At 70.7% G+C, this 20,046-nt stretch carries 14 protein-coding genes; 10 read left to right on the top strand and 4 right to left on the bottom strand.

The genetic code is table 11. The features are described from left to right. Positions 1-163: 163 nt before the first annotated feature. The 4 genes from moaB (at position 164) to OCT48_RS18730 (ending at position 3,276) form a co-directional block, all read left to right on the top strand. Positions 164-751 carry a molybdenum cofactor biosynthesis protein B gene (gene moaB / locus OCT48_RS18745; RefSeq protein WP_263590641.1) on the top strand — a complete coding sequence of 196 codons (588 nt, stop codon included), beginning with the start codon at positions 164-166 and terminating at the stop codon, positions 749-751. Further along, the gene (gene glp, locus OCT48_RS18740) at positions 748-2,004 is read left to right on the top strand and encodes a gephyrin-like molybdotransferase Glp (RefSeq protein ID WP_263590640.1); all 1,257 of its coding nucleotides are present in this window, start codon (positions 748-750) and stop codon (positions 2,002-2,004) included. The genes moaB and glp overlap by 4 nt, the downstream gene beginning before the upstream one ends. Next, on the top strand, positions 1,964-2,707 hold the full coding sequence (locus OCT48_RS18735) for a Crp/Fnr family transcriptional regulator (RefSeq protein ID WP_263590639.1): 744 nt from the start codon (positions 1,964-1,966) through the stop codon (positions 2,705-2,707). Before glp ends, OCT48_RS18735 begins: the two co-directional genes overlap by 41 nt. Before the next feature lie 194 nt (positions 2,708-2,901). After that, positions 2,902-3,276, top strand: coding sequence for a putative zinc-binding protein (locus OCT48_RS18730; RefSeq protein ID WP_263590638.1), 375 nt, complete (start codon positions 2,902-2,904; stop codon positions 3,274-3,276). An 84-nt stretch (positions 3,277-3,360) separates the two neighbouring features. On the opposite strand, the gene nhaC is transcribed toward OCT48_RS18730, so the two are convergent. From nhaC to OCT48_RS18715, 3 genes are all read right to left on the bottom strand, one after another. Next, positions 3,361-4,902 carry a Na+/H+ antiporter NhaC gene (gene nhaC / locus OCT48_RS18725; protein ID WP_263590637.1) on the bottom strand — a complete coding sequence of 514 codons (1,542 nt, stop codon included), beginning with the start codon at positions 4,900-4,902 and terminating at the stop codon, positions 3,361-3,363. A 116-nt stretch (positions 4,903-5,018) separates the two neighbouring features. Beyond that, on the bottom strand, positions 5,019-6,242 hold the full coding sequence (locus tag OCT48_RS18720) for an NAD(P)/FAD-dependent oxidoreductase (protein WP_263590636.1): 1,224 nt from the start codon (positions 6,240-6,242) through the stop codon (positions 5,019-5,021). Positions 6,243-6,466: 224 nt separating this feature from the next. Next, the gene (locus OCT48_RS18715) at positions 6,467-7,960 is read right to left on the bottom strand and encodes an aldehyde dehydrogenase family protein (protein ID WP_263590635.1); all 1,494 of its coding nucleotides are present in this window, start codon (positions 7,958-7,960) and stop codon (positions 6,467-6,469) included. A gap of 120 nt (positions 7,961-8,080) precedes the next feature. Here OCT48_RS18715 and OCT48_RS18710 point away from each other — a divergent pair, with 120 nt between their 5' ends. Continuing rightward, positions 8,081-9,004, top strand: coding sequence for a LysR family transcriptional regulator (locus OCT48_RS18710; protein ID WP_263590634.1), 924 nt, complete (start codon positions 8,081-8,083; stop codon positions 9,002-9,004). Here OCT48_RS18710 and OCT48_RS18705 read toward each other — a convergent pair. Continuing rightward, the gene (locus tag OCT48_RS18705) at positions 9,001-9,906 is read right to left on the bottom strand and encodes a LysR substrate-binding domain-containing protein (RefSeq protein ID WP_263590633.1); all 906 of its coding nucleotides are present in this window, start codon (positions 9,904-9,906) and stop codon (positions 9,001-9,003) included. The genes OCT48_RS18710 and OCT48_RS18705 overlap by 4 nt on opposite strands. A 249-nt stretch (positions 9,907-10,155) precedes the next feature. Between OCT48_RS18705 and OCT48_RS18700 the strand changes: the two genes are divergently transcribed. The 5 genes from OCT48_RS18700 (at position 10,156) to OCT48_RS18680 (ending at position 19,951) form a co-directional block, all read left to right on the top strand. Beyond that, complete coding sequence (locus OCT48_RS18700) at positions 10,156-11,403, top strand: aspartate aminotransferase family protein (RefSeq protein WP_263590632.1); 1,248 nt, start codon at positions 10,156-10,158, stop codon at positions 11,401-11,403. Continuing rightward, positions 11,400-14,738 carry an FAD-binding and (Fe-S)-binding domain-containing protein gene (locus OCT48_RS18695; RefSeq protein ID WP_263590631.1) on the top strand — a complete coding sequence of 1,113 codons (3,339 nt, stop codon included), beginning with the start codon at positions 11,400-11,402 and terminating at the stop codon, positions 14,736-14,738. The genes OCT48_RS18700 and OCT48_RS18695 overlap by 4 nt, the downstream gene beginning before the upstream one ends. Before the next feature lie 2 nt (positions 14,739-14,740). After that, a complete protein-coding gene (locus tag OCT48_RS18690) occupies positions 14,741-16,102 on the top strand; it encodes a VOC family protein (RefSeq protein ID WP_263590630.1) in 1,362 nt (453 codons plus the stop codon). 73 nt (positions 16,103-16,175) lie between these two features. Beyond that, positions 16,176-16,940: a sulfite exporter TauE/SafE family protein gene (locus OCT48_RS18685; protein ID WP_263590629.1), complete on the top strand. Its 765-nt coding sequence runs from the start codon at positions 16,176-16,178 to the stop codon at positions 16,938-16,940. Between the two features lie 131 nt (positions 16,941-17,071). Continuing rightward, complete coding sequence (locus tag OCT48_RS18680; RefSeq protein ID WP_263590628.1) at positions 17,072-19,951, top strand: HD domain-containing phosphohydrolase; 2,880 nt, start codon at positions 17,072-17,074, stop codon at positions 19,949-19,951. The last annotated feature ends 95 nt before the right edge of the window (positions 19,952-20,046 follow it).

Genomic DNA, 20,046 nt, shown 5'->3' with positions numbered 1-20,046 from the left:
ATGTTCTTCCCGCCGAGCGGGTTGCCCATGGATGGCCAACCCAGGCCCTGCAAGCGGCGCAGGATGCAAGAGCGCCGCAGGGCAAAAGTAGCGCCCACGGACGGGTTTACAGCGCCCTCGCGAAGGCTTGGCGCCGGGAAAGCTCATTCCAGGGAGATTGTTCATGTCTCATGTTTCCTCCGATGCTCCCTTCGAGCCGCTGGGCATCGCCGTGCTGACGGTCTCCGATACCCGCGGCTTCGACGAGGACGGCAGCGGCGACCTGCTCGGCGAGCGCCTCACCGGTGCCGGCCATGCCCTGGTGGAGCGCCGCATCGTGCCCGATGACGTCTACCGCATCCGGGCCGTGGTCTCGGCCTGGGTGGTGCGCGAGGATATCCAGGTCATCCTGGTCAACGGCGGCACCGGCTTCACCGTCCGGGACACCACGCCCGAGGCCCTGTCACCGCTGTTCGACAAGGCCGTGGACGGCTATGGCGAGCTGTTCCGCGCGCTCTCCCGGGAGACCATCGGCACCTCCACCATCCAGTCCCGGGCCGTGGCCGGGCTGATCGACCGCACCCTGGTGTTCGCCATGCCTGGCTCGCCCCGGGCCTGCGCCACCGCCTGGGACGGCATCCTGGCCGACCAGCTGGACGCCCGCACCCGGCCCTGCAACTTCGTCGCCATGGTCCAACCCGAGATCGCGCCCTGCGCGTCCCGCCAGGCGTCGCCGACCGACGCGGACCGGGTCCAGGGAGCCGAGGCATGAACTGCGGTTGCGAGGCGCCGACGCGCACCGGGCTGCTGGACCTGTTCGACGCCCGGACGCGGATGATCGCCGCCGCCAAGCCCATTGCCGGCGTCGAGTGGCTGCCCCTGGACGAGGCCGGTGGCCGGGTGCTGGCCGAGCCGGTGCGGGCCCGGCGGGACATGCCCGGCGTCGACAACAGCGCCATGGACGGCTATGCCCTGCGCCTGGCGGATCTCGCGGCGACCGGGGGCGCGTTGCCGGTGGTCCAGCGGATACCCGCCGGGGCCGGGGTGCAGTGCCTGGCCGAGGGCGGCTGTGCGCGAATCTTCACCGGGGCGCCGCTGCCCCGGGGCGCCGACGCGGTGGTGCCCCAGGAGCACACCCGCGTGGATGCCGCGGGCCGGGTGCACTTTCCCGCCGAGGTCCCGGCCGGGGGCAATATCCGTCGCCGCGGCGAGGAGCTCCGCGCCGGGGAGGCGCTGCTCGAGGCGGGGGCGGTGCTGTCGCCGGCCGCCGTCGCCCTGCTGGCCGGCCAGGGCATCGACACCGTGCCGGTGCGTCGACGGCTGCGCGTCGCGCTGATCAGTACCGGCGACGAGCTGATCGAGCCCGGCCAGGCCTGGACGCCGGGGGCCGTCTACAACAGCAATGGCGCCATGCTGCGTCAGTTGCTGGTCGCCCAGGGCTGCGAGTGCCTCGAGCTGGGGGTGGTCGTCGACACCCCCCGGGCCTTGGCGCAGGCCTTCCTGCGCGCCCGCGAGGCGGCCGACCTGGTGCTGTGCACCGGTGGCGTCTCGGTGGGGGAGGAGGACCATGTGCGCCCGGTGCTGGAGACCCTCGGCGGTCTCGACTTCCACGGCGTGGCCATCAAGCCCGGCAAGCCCTTCGCCCTGGGCTACCTGGGGACCTGCCGGGAGGCCGGCACGCCGCTGATCGGCCTGCCCGGCAACCCGGTGGCCTCCCTGGTCGGCTGGCAGTTGCTGGCACTGCCCTTCGTGCACGGCCGCCAGGGACGCACGCCGGCGCCGCTGCAGCACTTTCCGGTGACCGCCGGCTTCTCCCGCCGGGCCCCGCGGGGGCGGCGCGAGCTGCTGCGGGTGGTGCTGGACTGGATTGGTGGCGACCCCGTGGCGTTCCTCGCGGGCGGTCAGGGCTCCCATATGCTGGGCGCTGCCCGCCAGGCCCACGGCTACCTGATGATCGACCCCGATACCCCAGTGGAGGAAGGCCATGCCTATGCCTATTGCCCCGGTGCCCAGTTCCTCGACTGAGCTGCTGCTGCGGCCCCGGCAGCTGCGCGACCTCGTGGCCGGCGTGCCCTGGCTGGGCGGCCTCGACGACGAGGCCGTCGGCGCGCTGCTGGCGGATTCCCGGATCCGGTCCCTCAAGAGCCGCGAGTGGCTGTTCCGCCAGGAGGCGCCTGCCCACTGGCTGTACATCGTGATCAGTGGCGCCGTGCGCCTGGTGCGCTCCGCCGCCGACGGCCACCTGGCGACCATTCGCTGCGTCGAGCGCGGTGGTCCGCTGGGGGAGTTGAGCATGGTGTCCCGGGAGGGTCGCTACCTCTATTCCGCCGAGTCCCTGCGGCGCACCCAGCTGCTGGTGATTCCCGCCGATCGCTGTCGTGCCCTGCTCGATGCCCAGCCGGCCTGCCGTGCGGAGTTCATGAGCCGCCTGGCCCTGGAGCTCACCGAGCGTCTGGAGGACCTGGCGCTGCTCACCCAGGCCGATGCGATGGCCCGCCTGGTCAGCTACATCCTGCGTCAGCTGCCGTCGGGACGGGCCAGCGGACCCCGGGTGGTACGCCTGACCATTCCCAAGTGCTGGCTGGCTGCCCAGCTGGCCATGACGCCGGAGACCCTGTCGCGTCTGCTGTCCCGGCTACGCGAGGCCGGTGCCATCAACGTCGAGCGCCAGCGCCTGGTACTGCTCGATGAGCAGAAGCTGCACGACATCATGCTCGCCAACGAATGACGTTGGGAGTATCGCTTTCAGCCGTGCCTTCCGGGGCTGATCCGTCGACAGGTCTTCGAGGGGGCGCTGTAGACCCTTCCATGGGCGCTACTTTTGCCCTCCCTGGTCAAAAGACCCCCTCTTCGACCTGTCCCCGGCGCCCCTCGTTACGTCCCCTGGTGACTACCTTGCTCCCGCAATCCTTAGGAGGTGTCATGTCTCGACCAACCAAGCCGGATGTCCTGGTCTACGCCTGCTCCGGCTGCTCCGACGTGGCCCAGCTCGCCAACGAGGTGGCCCTGCGCCTCGATCACGGCGGCCAGGCGGAGATGTCCTGCATCGCCGGCGTGGGCGGCGGCGTGCCCGGCCTGGTGCGCACCGCGCGTGCCGGACGCCCGGTGGTGGCCATCGACGGCTGCCAGATGCACTGTGCCCGCCACTGCCTGGACAACGCCGGCGTCACGCCCACCGAGCATGTCCGCCTCTACGATCAGGGCCTGAAGAAGCGCAAGGGCCGGCGCTACGACGAGGCGACCATTGCCAGGGTCACCGAAGAGGTCGGCGAGCTGATCGCGCGATTGCCGGTGTAGCGGACAGGCCCGACCTGAACGGCGATGCCCCGCCCGGCTTGCCGGGCGGGGCGCGCTCTGGTCGGCTGGCGCCGGGTGTGAGCGTCAGCCGATCGGTTGGGCGCGGCGGCCGGAGGCTTCGGTGGTCGTGGCCTCGGCGGCGGCGCCGAGGGCGTCACGACTGGCGATGGCCTCGTCCTGTGCTTGCCACAGCTCGCGCTCCGCCTCGCTGGCCCTGGGCGAGAACAGCCCGGTCTGCGCATAGATCAGCCCGATCACCGGCGACAGCCAGCAGGCGAAGGCCAGCGGGATGTACAGCAGGTTCTCGACATTGCCCTCGACGATGCCCAGCCCCAGCGCGCTGATCACGAAGGCCCCGCCGGCGTTCCAGGGAATCAGCGGGGAGACCAGGGTGCCGCCTTCCTCGATGGCCCGGGACAGGTTCAGGGTCGAGTAGCCCAGGCCCCGATAGGTGGGCGCGTACATGCGGCCGGGCAGGGCGATGGAGAGGTAGGGGTCGCCGGCGACCAGGTTGGTGGCGACCGAGGTCAGCACCGCCGAGGTCTGCACGCCCTTGAAGCTGCGCACCCGGGTCATGATGGCGCGGATGATCGCCTCCAGGCAGCCGGTCTTCTCCAGCGCGCCGCCGAAGCCCAGGGCGATGAGGATCAGCGAGATGGTCCACATCATCGACTGGATGCCGCCGCGGTTGAGCAGGCTGTCGATGGCGTCGATGCCGGTCTCGATCCCGTAGCCACTGTTGGCGTAGGTGAGCAGGTCATGCACGCCGACACCTTGAGCGAGCATGGCGGTGACCGCCCCGGCCAGCACGCCGGCGAACAGCGAGGGGATGGGCGGCATGCGCTTGACGGCGAGCCCGATCACCAGCAGCGCCGGCAGCAGCAGCCAGGGCGAGATGGTGAAGTTGGCCTCCAGCGCGGCGGTGATGGCCGTGATCTTGTCGAAGGAGGCGGCCTGGTCATCGATCAGGGTGAAGCCCGCCACCAGGTAGATGACGAAGGCGATCAGCATCGACGGGACCGTCGTCGGCATCATGTTCTTGATATGGGAGAAGACGTCGGTGCCGGTGACGGCCGGGGCGAGGTTGGTGGTGTCCGACAGCGGCGAGACCTTGTCGCCGAAGAAGGCGCCCGAGACGACGGCGCCGGCGGTCCAGTACACCGGGATGTCGAAGCCCGCGCCGATGCCCATCAGCGCCAGGCCCACGGTGCCCACGGTACCCCAGGAGGTCCCCAGCGAGACCGAGACCACCGAGCAGAGCAGCATGGCCGCGGCCAGGAAGATGGCCGGCGAGAGCAGCGTCAGGCCGTAGTAGATCAGGGTCGGCACGGTGCCGCTGGCGATCCACACGCCGATGATCATGCCCACGCAGATCAGCACGGACACCGAGGGCAGGGAGACGTGGATGACGTGGAAGACCCCTGCCTCGATATGCTTCCACTTGAACCCCAGCCTGATGCCCACCAGGGAAGTGATGGCCAGGCCGATGGCCAGGGGAATGTGCGGGGTGAAATCGCCGAAATAGAACAGCTGGATGCCGAGCACCAGCAGGGTCAGAACGACGGGGGTCAGGGCCAGGAGCAGACCAGGCTTGCGATAGCGGCTTGTTGTTGTTGGATCTGTCATCTTGATGTCCTCGATCGTGAAAGGCTTGGTGATGGCTCTTGTTCGGTCAACAATGGCGTTTGCGGTTGGCAACTCCTTGAAACGCTGGGAAGGGGGCCGTGAAACGGGAGCCCCCGCTAGATCAATACCCGCAGGCACTGCCCCGTGTGATAGAGCGTGAAGCCGCCTTCATAGCTACAGCTCCACAGCGGCTTGACCTTGATGGGGTCCGGCGTATGGAGGGGCAACGGCAGCAGGGCATCGTCGCCGGTGGTCAGGTAGTGGGCGAAGCCCTTGCCCACCACCGTTCCGGTGGTGACGCCGCGGCCGTTGTAGCCGGAGACCCCGAGAATGCCGGGCGCCGGCTCGAAGAGCCGCAGCGTGTGGTCCGGCGTGAAGGCGATCCTGCCCGTCCAGGAGGTCTGCCACTCGACCTTGCCCAGTTGAGGGAAGTAGTGGCGCTGGACGCGATCCGCCCAGCAGCGTACATAGGCCATCGGTCGGCCATCGCCCCGGCCCAGGCTGCCCAGGATCAGGCGTCCCTCGGCATCGCGCCGCATGCTGCTGAGCACCATCCGGGTGTCCCAGGCCCCCTGGCGCTCGGGCAGGATGTCGCCGGCGATCTCCTCGGGCAGCGGGGGCGAGGCGACCTGGAAGAAATGGCCGAGGAAGAAGTGGTCCTTGACCCGGTTCCAGTCGTCCTCGGTATAGGCGTTGGTGGCCACCACCACTCGCGGCGCCAGGACACTGCCCTGGGGCGTGGTGACACGCCAGTCGTCGCCCTCGCGGGCCACGCCCCGCGCCGGGCTATGGGTGTAGAGGCTGGCCCCGGCGGCGATGGCGGCACGGGCCAGCCCTCGGGTATAGGCGGCGGGGTTGAGGGTCCCGGCGCGACGGTCGAGCAGGGCGCGGCGAATCTGCCGCGTGCCGACCGCCTGCCGGCAGTCCTGATCCTCGAGCAGCGCCACGGGTGCGCCGCGGCGCTGGAACTGCTCGGCGCGGCGCGCCAGCTCCTGCTCCCCCTTGGCGTTGTGCGCCAGGTGGAGGGTGCCGGTGCGTGTCGCCTGGCAGGCGATGCCATGGCGCTGGATCAGCGAGAAGACCTCGGCGGGGGCCTCCCCGAGGATCGTGTTGACGCGTTCGCCCTGCGCCTCGCCCAGGGCCTCGAGGATGTCGTCCGGCGGGAGCCACAGGCCGGCATTGACCAGGCCGACATTGCGCCCCGAGCCGCCGCAGGGGATCTCCCCTGCCTCGATCAGGCTCACGGCGACGCCCGCCTCGGCGAGATGCAGCGCGGTGGACAAGCCAGTGATGCCGCCGCCGATCACCACCACCTCGGCGGTCCCGTGGCCCTCTAGCATGGGCACGTCCGGCGCTGGTTCCGGGGACGTGCCGTGCCACAAGCACCCTTCCTTCATGACGCCTCCTTCTCGTTGTCGGGGTCGGTTCCTGCCGCCGGCATGGCCTGGCGCCCCGGGGCGGGCACGCGGGCCCGGTCGCCATGAGGTGTCATGGCACGAGGGGCAGGAGCCGTCAGGGCATGAACGGCGATGGCCGCCCCCGAGGCGGGGACGGCGGGGCGGGGTCAGTCGAACTTGATGCCCTGGGCCAGGGGCAGCTCGCGGGAGTAGTTCACGGTGTTGGTCTGGCGACGCATGTAGCTCTTCCAGACATCCGAGCCGGACTCGCGACCGCCGCCGGTCTCCTTCTCGCCGCCGAAGGCGCCGCCGATCTCGGCACCGCTCGGGCCGATGTTGACGTTGGCGATGCCGCAGTCGCTGCCGACATCCGAGACGAAGGCCTCGGCCTCGCGCACATCGGTGGTGAAGACGCAGGAGGATAGCCCCTGGGGCACGTCGTTCTGCAGGGCCAGGGCCTCGTCGAAGTCGCGATAGCTCATGACGTAGAGGATCGGGGCGAAGGTCTCGTGCTTGACCAGCTCGTCCTGCCGGTCGACCTCGACGATGGCCGGCGCCACGTAGTAGCCGTCGGGGTACTCGTCGGCCAGCCGGCGCTCGCCGCCGAAGACCCGGGCCCCCTGCTCACGGGCCTTGCCGAGCACGGACTGCATCTGGTCGAAGGCCTGGGCATCGATCAGCGGGCCGACCAGGCTGCCGCCCATCGGATCGCCGATGCTGACGCCCGCGTAGGCCTTCTTCACCCGCTCGAGGACCTCGTCACGCACGGACTCGTGGACGATCAGCCGGCGCAGAGTGGTGCAGCGCTGGCCGGCGGTGCCCACCGCGGAGAACAGGATGGCGCGTACGGCCATGTCCAGGTCGGCGCTGGGGGCGAGGATCATGGCGTTGTTGCCGCCGAGCTCGAGGATGCTGCGACCGAAGCGGGCGGCGACGCGCGGCGCGACCTCGCGACCCATGCGGGTGCTGCCGGTGGCGCTGATCAGCGGCACGCGGGGATCGTCGGTCAATCGCTCGCCGGCCTCGCGCTCGCCGAGGATGACCTGGCTGAGATCCGCCGGGGCCTCGTCGCCGAACTCGGCCATGGCGCGCTCGAGGAGCGCCTGGCAGGCCAGGGCACAGAGCGGGGTCTTCTCGGAGGGCTTCCACAGCAGGCTGTTGCCGCAGACCAGCGCCAGGGCGGCGTTCCAGGCCCAGGGTGCCACCGGGAAGTTGAAGGCAGTGATCAGGCCGATTGGGCCCAGCGGATGCCAGCTCTCGCGCATGTGGTGGCCGGGGCGCTCGGAGGCGATGGTCAGGCCGTACAGCTGGCGGGACTGGCCGACGGCGAGGTCGCAGATGTCGATCATCTCCTGCACCTCGCCAAGGCCTTCCTGGTAGATCTTGCCGCACTCCAGGGTCACCAGGGTGCCCAGGTCCTCCTTGTGGCGGCGCAGCTGCTCGCCGAACAGCCGTACCAGCTCGCCACGGCGCGGCGCAGGGACCCGGCGCCAGGCCTCGAAGGCGGCCTGGGCACGGTCGATGCGGGCCTGAACCTGCGCACCGCTTTCCAGTCGGACCCGGCCGAGCTCGCCGCCGTCGGTGGGCGAGGTCACGGCATAGTCGCCGTCACGGTAAAGGGCGTCGGCGACCCCGAGGCGCTGCATGATGGACGCGATCATTCTTCCTCCTACTGCTGATAGGCGTGTGCTGAGAACGCAAGCAGTATTGCCGGGCTGATTGACGCGGCTCAAACGACGTTTTATACAGAGGTCATTCCATTTTTTCTTGTTGGGGCCGAAATGAGCCGTCGTCACCTGCCCACCCTGACCGCCATGCAGTGCTTCGAGGCCTCGGCCCGGCACCTCAGCTTCACCCGCGCCGCCGAGGAGCTCAGCCTGACCCAGAGCGCCGTGAGCAAGCAGGTCGCCCAGCTCGAGTCGGTGCTCGAACACCCGCTGTTCCGGCGGGTGCGCAAGCGACTGCAGGTCACCCCGGAGGGGTCGCTGTACCTGACCGAGGTGCGCAAGATCATGGCCCAGGTCGAGATGTCCACCCGCTACATGCAGTCCTACGGGGGCCAGAGCGAGGTGCTCAACGTCACCACCCTGCCGACCTTCGGCGCCCGCTGGCTGATCCCCCGGCTCAACGGCTACCGCTTCCGGCATCCCGGCGTCTACCTGAACATCGCCAACCGGGTGGAACCCTTCGACCTCGAGGAGCAGCGCGTCGACGTGGCCTTCTTCTTCGGCCACGGGGCCTGGCCGAAGGCGGAATGCATCAAGCTGCTCGACGAGACCATGGTGCCGGTCTGCGCGCCCTCGGTGGTACCCGACGGCGGCATCGGCGACCCGCTGGCGCTGACCGACCTGGTGCTGCTGCAGAGTGCGACGCGGCCGGAGGCCTGGCACGACTGGTTCGCCGCCCAGGACTGCTACACCGCGCACAGCTACCACGGGCCACGCTTCGATACCTTCTACATGGCGATGAGTGCCGCCCGGGCGGGCTGTGGCGTGGCCCTGGTGCCCCACTTCCTGGTCGAGGAGGAGCTGGCCGCCGGCCAGTTGACGATCCCCTGGGCGTTCTCGCTGACCAGCCGGGATGCCTACTACCTGGCCTATCCCGAGTACAAGGGCGAGGTGGCCAAGGTGAAGGGCTTCATCGAGTGGATCCTCGAGCACCGGGACGCACCGGCTCGCGTGGACGGGGCCCGGCCGGTGCGTTAGCTCGGGCGGGGGCCGGCCTCGGCGCAGGCCAGGACATGCGTCACGAAGTGGCGAACCTTGGCGAGCTCGCCGAGCGGCTCGGGGTACACCAGGTAGTAGGCGTCGGGGCTGCGCAGCCCATGGGGCCAGGCGAGGCGCAGGCGCCCCGCGTCGAGCTCGTCGTCGACCAGGAAGCGCGGCACCAGCGCCAGCCCGCCCCCTGCCATTACCGTGCGGATCAGCATCTGGAAGGTCTCGAAGCGCGTGCCATGATAGCTGCGGTCGGTGCTCACCCCCTGGTCGGCGAACCAGCGGTGCCAGGCGTCGGGGCGGGTCGAGAGGTGCAGCAGGCGGCGGTCGGCCAGGTCCGCGGCGCATGACGGTGCCTGGCGTGCCAGGTAACCGGGGGCGCCGACCGCGACCACCTCCTCGTCGAACAGCTTGTGGCATTCCAGGTTGGGCCAGCGTCCGTGGCCATGGAAGAAGGCCACGTCGATATCCTCCTGTTCGAGATCGAAGGCCTGTACCCGGTCGGTGATGCTCAGGCTGATGCGCGGATGGGCCTCGAAGAAGGCCGGCAGGTGGGCGGTAAGCCAGCGGCTGCCGAAGGTCGGCAGGGTCGCCACGCGCAGTACCTCGCTATGTCCGCTGTAGGTCATGATGGTGTTCGCGGACATCTCGATCTGGGCGAGGATCTTGCGCACCTCGCTCAGGTACAGCGACCCCTCCGGGGTGAGCACCAGGGTGCGGCGCACGCGGCGGAACAGCTTGTGCTGCAGGTAATCCTCGAGCTGGGCGACCTGCTTGCTGATCGCACTCTGGGTCAGGCTGAGCTCCTCGGCGGCCCGGGTGAAGCTCATGTGGCGGGCGGCCGCCTCGAAGCATTGCATGGTGGTGGTCGATGGCAGGTGGCGTACCGTCATGGCGTCTCGGTTGCTGGTGCAAGACCGCCATTCTAGCCAATCCGGCGCCGGCATGCCGCCACGTGCCTCTGCTGATCCATTCTCTCCAGGCATTCATCATCCCCAAAAGAGGACACCTGCTCGGGGTGTCTCGGGTAATGCATGAACTCCTGGAATGATTAGCGTGTTTTTTTTCGTTTGAAGCCCCCGCGAGGCGCTGGTTTCATCGTGGCCATGACAATTCCCCCGATGAATCGACAGGAACCGGACATGGACTTGCCTCACGTCAGTGGCTCGCTGGGTATCGTGCACCCCCTGTGCCTCGAACGAGGCCGCAACGCCGAGGTCTGGGACGAACAGGGGCGGCACTACATCGACTTCGTCGGCGGCATCGGCGTGCTCAACCTGGGGCATGGCCATCCGGCCGTCGTCGAGGCCGTCAAGGCCCAGGCCGAGACCCTGATGCACTCCGCCTTCAACGCCCTGCCGCACCGCGGCTACCTCGAGGTGGTCGAGGCCCTGGATGCCTTCGTGCCGGTCGGCTATCCGCTGTCCTGCATGCTGACCAACAGCGGGGCCGAGGCCACCGAGAACGCCCTCAAGGTGGCGCGCGCCGCCACCGGCCGCCAGGCGATCATCGCCTTCGACGACGGCTTCCATGGCCGCACCCTGGCGGCGCTGAACCTCAACGGCAAGGTCAAGCCCTACAAGACCCGCCTCGGCGCGCTGCCCGGACCGGTGCATCACCTGCCCTTCCCGAGCCGCGACAGCGGCGTGAGCGCCGACGAGGCCCTGGCGGCCCTGGCGCGGTTGTTCGAGGTGGAGGTGCCGAGCGACGAGGTGGCGGCGATCATCGTCGAGCCGATCCAGGGCGAGGGCGGCTTTCGCCTGCTCGACGCCGACTTCGCCGCCCGCCTGCGGGCCCTGTGCGATGAGCATGGCATCGTGCTGATCCTCGACGAGATCCAATCCGGCTTCGGCCGTACCGGCAAGCGCTTCGCCTTCTCCCACCTGGGCATCGAGCCCGACCTGCTGCTGATGGGCAAGAGCATCGCCGCCGGCCTGCCGCTGGCGGCCCTGGCGGGCAAGCCGGCGCTCATGGATGCCCTGCCCAAGGGGGGGCTGGGTGGCACCTACTCCGGCAATGCCGTCGCCTGTGCCGCCGCCCGGACGGTGATGGACCTGATGAGCGAGGACAACCTGCGCCGATGGGGCGAGGCCCAGGAGACGGCCATCGTCGCGGCCCACCGTGACTGGCGGGAGCGGTTCCCGATGGTCGGTGCCCTGACCGGCATCGGCGCCATGCGTGGCATCGTCCTCGAGGACACCGCGTATGCCACGGGGGCCGAGCACCTGGCGGCGCTGCTGGCCGCCGGCCGTGAGGCCGGGGTGCTGCTGATGCCCAGCGGCCGCCGGCGCAACGTGCTGCGCCTGCTGGCTCCGTTGACCGCCGAGCCCGAGGTGATGGACGAGGGGCTGGCGCGCATCGCCCGGGCCCTGGAGTCGCTGCGCCCATGATCGCCCGGCTCAATGCGGGGGAGGTCGCTGCCGGGGACTACCGGCGCTTCCTCGAGGCCCTGGCGGACGCCGGCTTCGAGGGCGAGATCGCCCCGGACTACGCCAATCGCACGGTGCTGGCCACCGACAACTCCCTCTACCAGCGCCTGCCCCAGGCGGTGCTCTATCCCCGGGGCGTGGCCGACCTGGAACGGATCGCCCGGCTGGCCGGCCGCGAGGCCTTCCGCCGGGTGGTGCTGGCGCCACGCGGCGGCGGCACCGGCACCAACGGCCAGTCGCTCACCGACGGCCTGGTGGTCGATGTCTCCCGGCACATGACCGCCATCCTCGACATCGACGTCGAGGCGCGTCGGGTGCGCGTCCAGGCCGGGGTGGTCAAGGACCAGCTCAACGCCGCGCTCGAGCCCCACGGGCTGTTCTTCGCCCCGGAGCTCTCCACCTCCAACCGCGCGACCCTCGGCGGCATGATCGCCACCGATGCCAGCGGCCAGGGCAGCTGCGAGTACGGCAAGACCCGCGATCACGTCCTCGAGCTCGACAGCGTGCTGCTGGGCGGCGAGCGCCTGACCACCCGGCCGGTGGACGAGGCCGAGCTCGACGCCCTGTGTGTGCGCGACGACGCCGTGGGCCGGGTGCACCGGGTGGCCCGCGAGATCATCGACCGCGAGCGCGAGCGCATCCGCGAGACCTTCCCGCCGCTCAACCGCTGCCTGACCGGCTATGACCTCGCCCACCTGCGCACCGCGGACGGCAGGTTCGACCTCAACAGCGTGCTGTGCGGCGCCGAGGGGTCGCTGGCCTTGACCAGCGAGGCGGTGCTCAACGTGCTGCCGATCCCGAAACACTCGACCCTGGTCAACGTGCGCTACGCCGGCTTCATGGACGCCCTGCGCGACGCCAAGGCGCTGATGGCGAGCCGTGCGGCGCCGACCTCCATCGAGACGGTGGACGACACGGTGCTGGGCCTGGCCCAGCGGGACTTCGTCTGGGACAGCGTCGCCGAGTTCTTCCCGGAGACCGGCGACACCCCGACCCACGGCATCAACCTGGTCGAGTTCAACGACGACGACCCCGCGCGCCTGGCCGAGCGGGTCGCCGCCTTCTGCCGTCACCTGGAAGACGACGCCAGCGTCGAACGCCTGGGCGCTACCCAGGCCGTGGGCCGCGAGGCGATCGCCCGGGTCTACGGCATGCGCAAGCGCGCCGTGGGCCTGCTCGGCAACGTCCAGGGCGAGAAGCGCCCGCTGCCCTTCGTCGAGGACACCGCGGTACCGCCGGAACACCTGGCCGACTACATCGCCGAGTTCCGCGCCCTGCTCGACGCCCGCGGCCTGGCCTACGGCATGTTCGGCCACGTCGACGCCGGGGTGCTCCACGTGCGACCGGCGCTGGACATGAAGGACCCGGCCGACGAGCGGATGATCCGCGAGATCTCCGACGCGGTCGCCGCGCTGACGCAGAAGTACGGCGGCCTGCTGTGGGGCGAGCACGGCAAGGGCGTGCGCTCCGAGTACGCCCCGGCCTTCTTCGGCCCGCTCTACCCCAGCCTGCAGCGGCTCAAGGCCGCCTTCGACCCGCATAACCAGCTCAATCCGGGCAAGATCGCGACGCCCTATAGCGCGCCTATCCAGACCCTCTCCGACGAGGGGGCATCGAGGGCAGGTCGCAGCGAAGGTCATTTGCCAGGGATGGCAAATGTAGCGCCCAGGGAGGGGTTCACAGCGCCTTCGCGGAGGCCTGCCCCCGATATAGCCCCATCCACCAGGGTCGGCGCCCTTGGCCCGCCCGACGCCGCCACGGAACAGGCCACCGAGGAACAGCCGGTCAAGTGGGTCGATCCGGGGCTGCTGACCATCGATGGCGTGCCGACCCGCGGCCAGCTCGACCGCCAGATCGACGAGCGGGTCTGGCAGGCCCACGGCGACGCCGTCTACTGCAACGGCAACGGCGCCTGCTACAACTACGACCCGAATGACGCCATGTGCCCGTCCTGGAAGGCCACCCGCGAGCGCGTCCACTCGCCCAAGGGCCGCGCCAGCCTGATGCGCGAATGGCTGCGCCTGCAGGGCCATGCCGGCGTCGACGTGGTCGAGGCGGCCAGGCAGCAGCGGGCCGAGGGCGCCTGGGGGGCCGTCAAGGCCTTCCCCGGGAAACTGAAGAACACCCTGGCCCGGCGCCGCGGCGCGGCCGACTTCTCCCACGAGGTCTACGACGCCATGGCCGGCTGCCTGGCCTGCAAGTCCTGCGCCGGCCAGTGCCCGGTGAAGGTCAACGTGCCGACCTTCCGCTCGCAGTTCCTGGAGGTCTACCACGGCCGCTACCTGCGTCCCGTGCGCGACTACCTGATCGGCGGGCTGGAGTTCATGGTGCCGTATCTCGCTCCCGTGGCGCCGCTCTACAACGCCGCCCTGGGCAGCCGCCTGGTGGATCGCCTGCTGGCCGGGCCCATCGGCATGGTCGACAGCCCCCGGCTGTCCCGGGCCCGCCTCGACAAGCAGCTCGCCGCCTGGGGCGTGGCCCCGGCCACGCCGACCACGCTCGGCCGGCTCAGCGAGGCCCAGAAGGCACGCAGCGTGGTGCTGGTGCAGGACGCCTTCACCAGCTACTTCGAGTCCAAGCTGGTGATGGACGTCGTCGAGCTGCTCGAGCGCCTCGAGGTGCGAGTGTTCGTCGCGCCCTTCGCCCCCAACGGCAAGCCGCTGCACGTCCAGGGCTTCCTCGGCGCCTTCGAGCGCACCGCGGCGAAGCAGGCGAAGCGGCTCGAGACCCTGGCCGCCTTCGGGGTGCCGCTGGTCGGCATCGACCCGGCGATGACCCTGACCTACCGCCAGGAATACGTGAAGGCACTGGGCGAGACGGCCGTGCCCGAGGTCCAACTGCTGCCGGAGTGGCTGGTCGAGCGGGCGCCGGCCCTGGCACCGGCGGGCCTCGACCTCGACGACCCGGGCTATCGGCTGCTCGCCCACTGCACCGAGACGACCAACGCCCCGGGCACGCCCAAGGCCTGGCAGCAAGTATTCGCCGCCTTCGGCCTCGAGCTCGAGGTGCTGGCCTCGGGCTGCTGCGGGATGTCCGGCACCTATGGCCACGAGGCGCGCAACCGCGACACCTCGGCGACCATCTACGCCCAGTCCTGGCAGCCGCGGGTGGAGGACCCGAGCAATGCCGACCGCCTGCTGGCCAGCGGCTATTCCTGCCGCAGCCAGGCCCGGCGGCTCTCGGATACCACCCTCCCCCATCCGCTGCAGGGGCTGCTCGAGGTGCTGCGCCGGGCATCGCCGGCCCGACCCCATCCTGAGCCCACCAACCAGACACAGACCCCCATGGAGGCATGACCATGACCCAGACGTCCCTCGTTTCCCCCGATACGATCCGCGATCGCTTCTCCACGGCCATGTCGGCCATGTACCAGGCCGAGGTGCCCCAGTACGAGACCCTGCTCGCGCTGGTCGAGCAGGTGAACCGCGAGACCCTCGAGCGCGACCGCGCCCTGGCCGAGCGGCTCGAGGCCCATGACGAGCTGGCTCGGCTGAGCGTGGAGCGCCACGGCGCCATCCGGGTGGGCACCGCGGCGGAGCTTTCCATGCTGCGCCGCCTGTTCGCCGTGATGGGCATGTACCCGGTGGGCTACTACGACCTCTCCGAGGCCGGCGTGCCGGTGCATTCCACGGCGTTTCGTCCCGTCGACGACGCCGCCCTGGCCCGCAACCCCTTCCGCATCTTCACCTCGCTGCTGCGCCTCGAGTTGATCGAGTCCCCCGCGCTTCGCGAGCGCGCCGCGGCGATCCTGGCCGAGCGTGACATCTTCACCCCCGGTGCCCGGGAGCTGATCGCGCTTCACGAGGAGCAGGGCGGGCTCACCATTGATCAGGCCGAGCGCTTCGTCGCCGAGGCGCTGGAGACCTTCCGCTGGCACCACGACGCCACCGTGGGCCTGGACACCTACGAGGCCCTGCACGCCGAGCATCGGCTGATCGCCGACGTGGTCTGCTTCCGCGGCCCGCACATCAATCACCTGACCCCGCGCACCCTGGACATCGACGAGGTCCAGCGCCGCATGCCGGCGGCCGGCATGAACCCCAAGGCGGTCATCGAGGGGCCGCCCCGTCGCGACTGCCCTATCCTGCTGCGCCAGACCAGCTTCAAGGCGCTGGAGGAGCCGACCCGCTTCCTCGGCGAGCGTCAGGGCACCCACACCGCCCGCTTCGGCGAGATCGAGCAGCGCGGCGTGGCGCTGACCGCCGAGGGCCGGGCCCTCTATGACAGCCTGCTCGGCGAGTCCCGCCGCCAGGCCGCCGGGCCGGGCAACAGCGAGCACCAGCAGCGCCTGGCGGCGGTCTTCGCCGACTTCCCGGACCGCGAGGAAGCGCTGCGCCGCCAGGGGCTGGCCTTCTTCGAGTACCGGCTCACCGAGGCCGGCCGCGCGGCCGGACGGGTCGAGGAGACCGACCTGGAGGCGCTGATCGGCAAGGGCCTGGTGCAAGCCCGGCCGCTCACCTACGAGGACTTCCTGCCGGTCAGCGCCGCGGGCATCTTCCAGTCGAACCTGGGCGGCGGCCAGAGCGCGGCCTATGCCGGCAACGCCAACCGCGAGGCCTTCGAGGCCGCCCTCGGCGTGCCGGTGACCGACGAGCTGGCCCTCTACGCCGAGCGCGAGCGGGCCTCCCGGGCGGCGGTGCTCGCGGCCCTGGCGGCCTGATCCCGTGCCGGAGCCCTGATCCCTCCAGCGGCTCGGTTATCATGGGGGCATCGCCCACGGACAGGGATGCCCCATGCCGCTGCTCGACAGCCTCTCGCCGCTTGCCGCCTCCCTCAACCTGCTGCTGATCCTGCTCTCGGTGTTGACCTCGGCCTTCACGGCGGCGGTGGGCGCCGGGGGTGGGGTCCTGATGATCATGGCCCTGGCCCAGGTGATGCCGGCGGTGGCGCTGATTCCGGTGCACGGCATGGTGCAGCTGGGCTCCAACGTCGGCCGCATGGCCATGACCTGGCGGCACGTCGACCGCGCCACCCTGCTGGCCTTCCTGCCCGGGGTGGCACTCGGTGCCCTGGCCGCCGCCTGGTTGCTGATCCGGCTGCCGGACGGGGTGCTGGAGCTGTGCATCGCCGCCTTCGTGCTCTTCACCTGCTGGGGACCGGGCCTTCCCAGGCGCGCCCTGGGCCGGGCCGGCACCCTGGTCGTCGGGGCGGTGACCACCCTGCTGTCGAGCCTGGTCGGGGCCAGCGGCCCGGTGGTGGCGGCCTTCATCAAGCAGAGCCAGCCCGGGCGGCTGGCCAAGGTGGCGACCTTCTCCGCCTGCATGATGGCCCAGCACCTGACCAAGGCCTTCGTGTTCGGCGTGGCGGGGTTCGTCTTCCAGGACTGGCTGGCGCTGATCCTGGCCATGGTCGGCGCCGGCTTCGTCGGCACCTGGCTGGGGCTGCGCCTGCTGCATCGCCTCTCCGAGCACCGCTTCGATCGCCTCTTCCGCGCCGCCCTGACGCTGTTGTCGCTGCGCCTGGCCTGGCTGGGCCTGCAGCGCCTGGGGCTGGGATGAGCCCGGCCCGCGCGCCCCTCGTTGACGCGGCCGGCGCACGGCGGACGAGTGGCCTTGCCGAGCTTGGGATATGCTGAGATGCATGACCGGCCCACACCGGCCCTCCCACAGGCTGCCATCGGGAACCCGCCATGCTGCGTCGAGCCCTCTCCCTGCAGACGCTGATCGCCCTGTCGATCGTCGGGCTGATGCTGATCATGGCGGGGGTGCTGCTGTGGCATGGAGCCCGGGGGGCCGATCGCGTGCTGGTCAGCGCCGTCCGCGACACCGGGTACCAGCTCGCCCTCACCACCGAGGAGCGCTCCCGGCGCCTGATCGACCCGGCGCGGGTGGTGGTGCGCCTGCTGGCCCGGGACGACCTCGCCTCCGACGAGCTGCTGGCCGATCGCCTGGAGGACCTGCCGCTGCTGGCCGGTGCCCTGGAGACCCATGAGGTGGCCAGCGCCGTCTTCATCGGCTATGCCAACGGCGACTTCCTGCTGCTGCGGCCGGTGGCCCGCGTGGCCGAGGACCGCCTGCCGCAGGTCGAGGGCATCGCCCGGGCCCACTACCTGGTGCAGGCGGTCTCCCGGGATCCGCGCGGCCATCGCTACGGCGAGTGGCGCCTCTACGACGAGGCCCTCGAGCTGCTGGGGCGGCAGGCCATGCCCGACTACGACTTCGACCCGCGCACCCGGCCCTGGTACCGGCAGGCCCAGTCCTCCGTCGACGAGCACCTCACCGCGCCCTATGTGTTCTCCACCACCCACGAGATCGGCGTGACCCTGTCCCGACGCAGTGCGGATGGCCGCGCCGTGGTGGGGCTGGATGCCTCGCTGGCGGACCTCGGCGCCGAGATCGCCTCGCTCAGGCTCACGCCGGGGACGCGGCTGGCCGTGGTCTCCCGGCGTGACCGGGTGCTGGCCCACCCCGAGGTGCAGCGCCTGCTCGTCGACACCCCCGCCGGCCCGCGACTGGCACAGCTGCGCGAGCTGGAGGACCCGGTCCTGTCCCGCCTGGATGCGCTCGGCCGGCAGGAGGAGGCGGTGCGCTTTCGCGTCGCGGGGGAGCCCTGGTTCGGCATGCGCCTGCCCTTCCAGGCCATGGGCGAGACCCAGGCCCACCTGCTGTTGGCGGTACCGGAACGCGAGATGCTGGCCGGGACGCGCCGCCTGCTCTGGCAGCGCTCCCTGGTGGCCGGTGGCCTGGTGCTCGCCCTGCTGCCGCTGGGGATCTGGGTCGGGCATCGTCTCGGCGAGCCGCTGTACTCCCTGGCCGAGCAGGTCCGGGCCCTGGCCGGCTTCGACTTCGCCGGCTACCGCGGCACCGTCTCGCCGGTGCGCGAGGTCCAGCAGCTGAGCCAGGCCCTGGAGGGCATGGCCGGCAGCATCGCGGACTTCCAGCGCATGACCCGCACGCTCAGCAGCGAGCCCCACCTGGAGACGATGCTCGCCGGCGTCCTCGATGACCTGCTGCGGATCACCGACAGTCGCCATGGCGCCATCTACCTGGTGGACGAGGCCGACGCGTCGCGCTTCGCCTGTGTGGCGGAGGCGGGCAGCGGAGACGAGGATGCCCGCCTGCCCGGGCACCTGGTGCTGCCGACTGTGACGGAGGAGGGCCTGGCGGCGCTGAGCGGCCGGCTCGAGAGCCGCGGCTATCTGGTTCAGCCGCTGTGCAACCGCAGCGGGCACCGCCTGGGGCTGCTGCTGCTGGCCCTGCGCGGGGAGCCCGATGCGGGCGACGATCTGCCCTGGCGGCGTTTCGTCGAGGAGATGTCCGGGGCCGCCGCCGTGGCCATCGATATGCGCCGCCTGCTGGAGGGCGAGAAGCGCCTGCTGGACGCCATCGTCGAGCTGATCGCCGCGGCGACCGATGCCAAGTCCCCCCATACCGGCGGCCACTGCTCGCGGGTACCGCAGCTCGCCGAGATGCTGCTGCAGGGCGCGGAGCGCGACCGTACCGGGCCCTTCGCCGCCGAGACGGTGGACGAGGAGCGGCGCACCGCCTTCCACCTGGCCGCCTGGCTCCACGACTGCGGCAAGCTGACCACGCCCGACGAGGTCATGGAGAAGGCGACCAAGCTGGAGACCCGCTACAACCGGATCCACGAGATCCGCACCCGCTTCGAGGTGCTGTGGCGGGACGCCGAGGTGGCCTATTGGCAGGGCCGCGCCGAGGGCGGCGAGGCGGGGGCCCTCGTCGAGGATCGGGACCGGCGCCAGGCCGAGCTCCAGGCGGCCTGGCGGCTGGTCGCCGGTGTCAACCAGGGCGGCGAGCGCCTCGACGAGGCCCGGGCCCGGCGGCTGGACGACATCGCCGAGTGGCGCTGGTGGCGGCATTTCGACGATCGGCTGGGAGTCTCGGAGGACGAGGCCAAGCGCCTGGCCCGGGAGCCCGAGGTCGCCCTGCCGGCGGCGGAGACGCTGCTGGCGGACCGGCCCCGGCACCTGATCGACTGGGCCGTCAAGCCGCCGCCGGTGGCCCCGGAGGACCCCGACAACCGCTGGGGCTTCGACATGCGCCCCCCGGAGGTGGCCGGCCACCAGGGCGAGCTCTACAACCTGCGGGTGGTGCGCGGCACCCTCAACGACGTGGAGCGCTTCCGCATCCAGGAGCATATCGTCCAGACCATCATCATGCTGGATTCGCTGCCCTGGCCCGCCCACCTGCGCCAGGTGCCGGCCATCGCCGGCAACCACCACGAGCGCATGGATGGCCAGGGCTATCCGCGCCGCCTGGTGCTGGCCGGGGCGAGCCTGGAGGAGCGCATCATGGCGGTGGCCGACGTCTTCGAGGCGCTGACCGCCGCCGACCGTCCCTACAAGCCCGGCATGACGCTGTCGCAGTCCCTGGCGATCCTGGCGGGCATGGTCCGGGATGGCCACCTGGATCCCGAGGTCTTCCAGCTGCTGCTCGACAGCGGGGTCTGGCGCGACTATGCGGCGTGCTTCCTGGCAGCCGAGCAGGTCGACCGCGTGAACATCGACGACCTCAAGGCCCAGGCGGGACTGGCGCGCCCGGTCTCATGAAGGAAAAAGGGGCGAAGCCGTGAATCGGGCAGGCAATTGGCGCCTTTCGCCCTGTACAGGCTGGCTGGGTGGGTCATAATGCACTCATGTAGCAA

It is taken from the genome of Halomonas sp. M4R1S46 (assembly GCF_025725685.1).
Lineage (GTDB): Bacteria > Pseudomonadota > Gammaproteobacteria > Pseudomonadales > Halomonadaceae > Halomonas.
This window is presented reverse-complemented; position numbering and strand designations above follow the sequence as displayed.